The 6,145-nt window shown below is 59.1% G+C and carries 6 protein-coding genes; 1 reads left to right on the top strand and 5 read right to left on the bottom strand.

Going from position 1 to position 6,145, the window contains the following annotated elements; genetic code table 11:
• Positions 1-62: 62 nt before the first annotated feature.
• From serS to WCS52_16880, 5 genes are all read right to left on the bottom strand, one after another.
• Positions 63-1,346 carry a serine--tRNA ligase gene (gene serS / locus WCS52_16900; GenBank protein ID MEI6168861.1) on the bottom strand — a complete coding sequence of 428 codons (1,284 nt, stop codon included), beginning with the start codon at positions 1,344-1,346 and terminating at the stop codon, positions 63-65.
• A gap of 122 nt (positions 1,347-1,468) precedes the next feature.
• Positions 1,469-1,909 carry a tRNA (adenosine(37)-N6)-threonylcarbamoyltransferase complex ATPase subunit type 1 TsaE gene (tsaE, locus tag WCS52_16895; GenBank protein MEI6168860.1) on the bottom strand — a complete coding sequence of 147 codons (441 nt, stop codon included), beginning with the start codon at positions 1,907-1,909 and terminating at the stop codon, positions 1,469-1,471.
• Positions 1,890-2,828 (bottom strand): thiamine-phosphate kinase, encoded by a 939-nt coding sequence (locus tag WCS52_16890; protein MEI6168859.1) that lies wholly within the window; start codon positions 2,826-2,828, stop codon positions 1,890-1,892. The genes tsaE and WCS52_16890 overlap by 20 nt, the downstream gene beginning before the upstream one ends.
• Positions 2,829-2,907: 79 nt before the next feature.
• Positions 2,908-4,689 carry an ATP-binding protein gene (locus WCS52_16885; protein ID MEI6168858.1) on the bottom strand — a complete coding sequence of 594 codons (1,782 nt, stop codon included), beginning with the start codon at positions 4,687-4,689 and terminating at the stop codon, positions 2,908-2,910.
• Positions 4,690-4,691: 2 nt separating this feature from the next.
• Entirely contained in the window at positions 4,692-5,378 is a 687-nt protein-coding gene (locus tag WCS52_16880) for a response regulator (protein MEI6168857.1), read from the bottom strand.
• 123 nt (positions 5,379-5,501) lie between these two features.
• On the opposite strand from WCS52_16880, the gene WCS52_16875 reads away from it, so the two are divergent.
• Positions 5,502-6,134 carry a DUF47 family protein gene (locus WCS52_16875; protein MEI6168856.1) on the top strand — a complete coding sequence of 211 codons (633 nt, stop codon included), beginning with the start codon at positions 5,502-5,504 and terminating at the stop codon, positions 6,132-6,134.
• The last annotated feature ends 11 nt before the right edge of the window (positions 6,135-6,145 follow it).

Genomic DNA, 6,145 nt, shown 5'->3' with positions numbered 1-6,145 from the left:
GCATCGCACTTTTCTCCTTTATTGAAAAGTGTCAATCTACAGCCGGACGGGACACCCACTGCCTACTGCCCACTGCCCACTGGCGTCAGCTGGCGGATCCCGCCCATATAGGGAACGATCGCGTCGGGAAGGATCACGGATCCGTCTGCCTGCTGCCCATTCTCCAGAATAGCCACCATCAGCCGCGGCAACGCCACGCCGGAGCCATTCAAGGTGTGAACAAAGTCCAGCTTCCCATCCGCACGCCGGTACCGGATGTTGGCACGCCGCGCCTGGAATGACTCAAAATTACTGCAGGAGGAGACTTCCAGCCATCCATTCTGCCCGGGGGCCCAGAGTTCAATGTCATAACACTTGGCGGCGGCAAAACTGATATCGCCCTTGCAGAGCGACAGGACCCGGTAATGAAGCCCCAACCGCTGCAACACCTCCTCGGCATTCACGACCAACGATTCCAGCTCCGCATAGGACGTGGCCGGCTCGACAAACTTGACCATCTCCACCTTATCGAACTGATGGACCCGGATAATGCCACGGGTCTCTTTGCCGGCGGCTCCGGCCTCACGGCGGAAACACGGCGTGTAGGCCGTCAGATAAACCGGCAGCGCCTTGTCGATCACATCATCCCGGTAATAATTCGTGACCGGCACTTCGGCCGTGGGAATCAGCCAGAGGTCGTCGGTCGCGTGATACATATCCTCCGCCATCTTGGGCAACTGACCGGTACCGATCATGGAAGCGGTATTGACCACAAACGGCGGGAGCATTTCCGTATACCCATGCTCGGTCGTATGAAGATCCAGCATGAACTGGATGAGCGCGCGCTGCAACTTAGCGCCCTGCCCCAGATACAGCGGGAACCCGGAACCGGTCATGCGGGCGCCCCGGGCGAAATCAAAGATCCCGAGCCGCTCCCCCACGTCCACATGCCCCTTGGGCGGAAAGGCAAACGTCTTGGCCACCCCATACGTGCGCGCCACCACATTGGCCGCGGCGTCCAGCCCGTCGGGCAGGCTGTGGTGCGGAAGATTGGGGATCCGCAGCAGGTTGTCCTTGAGACGGCTGTCAATATCACGGACTTCGCCATCCTTCTGGACAATCAGGTCGCCCAGCTCGCGCATGGCTTTCTGGGTCGCGGCGGTATCCTGGCCCTTGCTCTTGAGCATCCCGATTTCCTTGGAAACCACATTGCGCTGATTTTTCAGGTTCTCGACCTCGGTCACCAGCTTACGGCGCAACCCATCATCGGCCACCACCGCATCCAGGAATTCCAGACTGGCGCCACGAGACAATAAGCCCTGCCGCACCTGGTCCTCATGATCACGAATCAATTTGATATCCAGCATAAATCACCCCAAACGTTGGTTCATTAAAAGCGGGATGATGCTAGCGAAGCCGACGGCGGGATGCAATGACGGAAGAGAGTGAGCCAGTAAGCAGTGGGCAGAGGACACTTACTGCTCACTGCCTACTGGCTTAATTTGATCAACGATTTGATCGTGATGCGGCGGGCATGGGAGACGGCCAGGGTCTCGAAGAAAATATGGATGGTCCGGGGCGGAAAAATATCCTCGGCCCGTTCGGCCCATTCAATGGCGGTAATGCCGGCGGCGTCGAAATATTCCTCAAGCCCCAGCATCAGGGCGTCCAGCGAATCACGCAGGCGATAGAGGTCCACATGCACCAGCGGCCGTAGCCCGGGATATTCATGGACCAGCGTAAAGGTCGGACTGGTCACCGGCCGATCCACACCCAGGGCAAGGGCCAGCCCCTGTACAAAACAGGTCTTCCCGCTCCCGAGGTCCCCATGCAACGCCAACACCTGTGGCCCCGGCAACTGCTTCAACACATGCCGTGCCAGTTTATGCGTGTCTTTCACACTGTTGGATTCAACGACTAAAATGTTCATATCCATGAATCGTCAATGGTTTGCAATCCTGTCCATCCCGGCCTTCCACCCGGCCCGGCTTCGCCGTCATCTCGCCAATCCGTGTGCAAGGCAGGAGGAAGGCCTTGGCCCAGGCCGCCTCAAACGACCGGGCCTTCCGCTCCTGCACGGTGAAGAGTAATTCAAAATCCTCCCCATCTGCAAGCGCATGCTCCAGCGCCGACCGTTGATCCTTGAGGCGGCGGGCCGCTCCGGCCACAGGAATGCGCCCGAGATCCAGCACCACCCCGGTGCCGCTGGCGGCCGCCAACCGGCGCACATCCGTGGCCAGCCCATCACTGACATCCATCATCGCGGTGACCCCGGCCGCCTCACGCAGCCATTGCCCCTCGCTCAGCCGCGGCTCAAAGCGTAAATGGCGGCCCAATCCGCTGCCGCCCAGAGCCCCCGTGACATAAAGGGCATCCCCCGGCCGCGCCCCCGACCGCAGGATCGCCTTCCCGCGGGGGACACGCCCCGCGGCAAACACATGCACTTCCAGGACTTTTCCACTACTGGTATCGCCTCCGACAATCGCCGCACCATACCGGCGGGCCAACCGGGCCATCCCTTTATACACGGCCTCAATATGGGCTACTGAAGCGGTGGGCGGGGCCACCAGATCCACCAGAATCCACAACGGCTCGCCGCCCATGGCCGCCAGATCACTCAATACCCGGCCCAGCGCTTTATGCCCGATCGCGACCCCGCTGGCCTCCGGCAGGAAATGAACACCCTCAATAACCGGATCACTTTTCAGAAGCAGATCATAGGGGTCACGCCGGCCCGGGCGGACCACGGCACAGTCGTCGCCGATTCCGGCGACCACATCCGCACGCCCCGGCACCAGCCGTTTCAGCCGCCGGATCAAGTTGTCTTCACCAATCTGTTGGGTATTCATTTTCTGACAGAATGCACAAAATATACAAAATAGAATTTAAGATCGTCTCCTCAATTCTGTCTCATTCTGTAAATTCTGTCTAAGAATTCTTTGTTGCCTGCGGAAGACGCAAAATAAACGTGCTGCCCTGGCCGGGGACACTTTCCACCGAGACGCTGCCGTGATGGGCGATGGCAATATGTTTGACGATAGCCAAGCCCAGGCCGGTCCCCCCCATGGCGCGACTGCGCGCCTGGTCCACCCGGTAAAACCGTTCAAAAATGCGTTCCAAATGGTGCCGTTCAATCCCGTGCCCCTGATCCGCCACCCGGATCTCCACAACGTCCTGGGTCTGCCCCCCGGTCACCGTAATCCGCGTTTCCTCAGGACTGTACTTGATGGCATTATCGAGAAGATTCCCGACCGCCTGTTCCAGCAGAGGCGCATTAATCAAGGTCTGCAGCGAGTCCGGACAATCCAGCACCAGCAGAATCCCCCGGGCCTCCGCCCGTTTGGCAAACGACTGGACGGCACGGGACAGGACATCATGCACTGACCCCAAACCCAGCACGATCTCCCCTCGTTCCGACTCAAACTCCAGCCGGGACAATGCCAGCAGATCCTCCACCATCAATTCCAGCCGGGTCACATGGCGCCCCATCATCTCCAGAAACCGCATCGACTCCCCGGGGTTGTGGACCGCCCCGTCGGACAAGGTTTCCACACAGCCTTTCAGCGTCGTAATGGGGGTCTTCAGCTCATGCGACACATTGGCCACAAAATCACGCCGCATGGTTTCCAACCGCTTCAGGCGCGTAATGTCATTCATGACCACCAGTGCCCCGATATTATTTCCATCTGCATCCTTAAGCGCCGCGCCGTGGAGCTGAATGACGCGTTCCGATTCACCACGCAGCACGATCACCCGTTCCGTCGGACCCGGCGCCGCAAGGGTCACCCCCAGGAATTCCTGTAATTCGATATTGCGAACCGTTTCCAGAATGTGGCGGCCCCGCGCCTCGTCCGGCTTCAGCCCCAGAAGGTGGCAGGCGGCAGGATTGATGAGAAGGACCCGCTCCGCCAGATCCACGGCGAGAACGCCCTCCACCATGTTCGCCAGCACCGCCCGTTGCTCATTATGCTGCAACGCCTCGGTACGCACCCGGTCATGAAGTTGGAGCGCCATCTTATTCATGGTCTGGGCCAGCGCGCCCATTTCCGCCGTGTCCGGCACCGGAATCCGGGCGGTCAGCTCCCCTTTCGCAAACTGCTCGGAAGCCTGCCGCATGTGTTCGAGCGGCCGGGTGATCCGTTGCGAGAGCGCGAGGGCCACCAGGGCAAACAAGCCGGCCACGATCAGCCCGCCCATGGCCATGCTGCCGTAGAGCGCCTTGAGGGCGTCATCAATCACCGCCAGGGGGAGCGAGACCCGAACGACCCCGGCGACCGTACCATTCTGCCAGACCGGAATCGCCAGATACATGAGGCGACGACGCAGGGTGTCACTATAGCGCGACGCCTGCCCGGTCCGGCCTGCCAGCGCCTCCATGACCTCCGGCCGGTTCCGGTGATTCTCAAGACCGGCCGGGTTTTCAGAGGAGTCGGCCACCACCCGTCCGTCGGTGGTCATAATCGTCACGCGCGTCAATGTCATCCGGCCCAGGTCATTGACCAACTGATTCAACCCCGCGGCATCCTGCCCCAGGGGGGGGGTGAGTTCACGGGCAATAATCTGGGCGCGGGCCAACAGGTCTGCGGCCACCTGCTGCTGATGAAAGGAATACAAGGACCGGTCAACGTACCAGGCCGTTGCCGCCAACGCCCCGAGGGTCACTATTAGAAAATAGATGTAAATCCGCCAGAATAGTCGTTTCGTTCGCATGCTCACTCCTTGAAGCGATAGCCCACCCCGCGGACCGTTTCGAGATAGTCCGCCCGCCGCCCCAGTTTGCGCCGCAGGGAAACCATCTGGACATCCACCGCACGGTCGGTGACGGCGTAATCCTCCCCCTTCACCCCATCCACAATCTGCTCACGGGTGAATACCCAACCCGGTCGCTGCGCCAGGAAATGGAGCAGCCGGAACTCCGACGCGGTCAGGTCCAACGCGGTCTTCCCGCACATCACCTCATGCCGGCCGGGATTGATCACGATGTCATGTATCGCGAGCTGTTCACCGGCCTTGGCCGGCCCCTTTTCACGGCGTCGCAGCACCGCATGAATCCGCGCGAGCAACACCTTCATATTGAACGGCTTAGCCACATAGTCGTCCGCCCCCATTTCCAGCCCGACCACCACATCCGACTCCTCCCCCTTGGCAGTGACCATGATAATCGGGATTCCGGCCGTTTCAGGCTTGGCTTTCAGCAACCGGCAGATCTCCAGTCCCCCTACTCCCGGCAGCATCAGATCGAGAAGAACCAGATTCGGCTTGTTCCGGGAGATCGCCCCAAGCACCAGCTCTCCATTGGCCAGCCCCGTCACCTCGTACCCGTCCCGGGTCAGGTTGTAGGTTAGCAGCTCAAGGATATCCCGTTCATCCTCGACGACAAAAATATGTTCTTTAGCCATAGGCGTCCTTTAACTGTCCAACATACTAGGCAAACTCACCGGTAAAGGGAAAGCGTTTCTTGTTAGAAGTTCGTGAGGAAATGTTCGTGATTTTTGCAACTCATTGTGGCATAAGTTCACTCCATGATAACAGCCATCAGACGACTACTCGGGTACGACGACAAATTCTTCAACCTTCTGGAAGCCAGCGCGGACGAAGCCAAGGCTAGCGTCCAACTGTTGCTGACCCTGATCAAAACGCCGGAAAGCACGACCTCCATGGGCGATTTCATCCAGTCCCGCCGCAAGGACAAGCGCATTACCGAGCAGATCACAGAAGAATTGTGCAAAACCTTCGTGACGCCACTGGAACGTGAGGACATTGAATCCCTCTCCCTGGCCCTCTACAAAATCCCGAAAACCGCTGAGAAATTCAGCGAGAAATACATGCTGTGCAAAGGCATGCTGAAGGATGTGAATTTCCTGGAACAGGCCGCCATCCTGGATCAAACCACGGACACCGTGTCCCAGATGGTCAAAAAACTCCGGGCCCGGGCCCATCTCGAGGACGTAAAGGAATTCAATAACCGGCTCCATTACCTGGAAGGCGAAGCCGACAAATTGATGCTCGATCTGGTCAAGGACTTGTACAGTGGAAAGCATGACCCGCTCAAGGTCATCATCATCCTCGATCTGCACGAGACCCTGGAGAAGATCATCGACCGCTGTCGTGATGTGGGGAATATCATCTTCCAGGTCGTCCTGAAGTATTCCTGACCACGAACCTT

This window comes from bacterium, from assembly GCA_037128595.1.
GTDB lineage: Bacteria > Verrucomicrobiota > Kiritimatiellia > CAIKKV01 > CAITUY01 > JAABPW01.
This window is presented reverse-complemented; position numbering and strand designations above follow the sequence as displayed.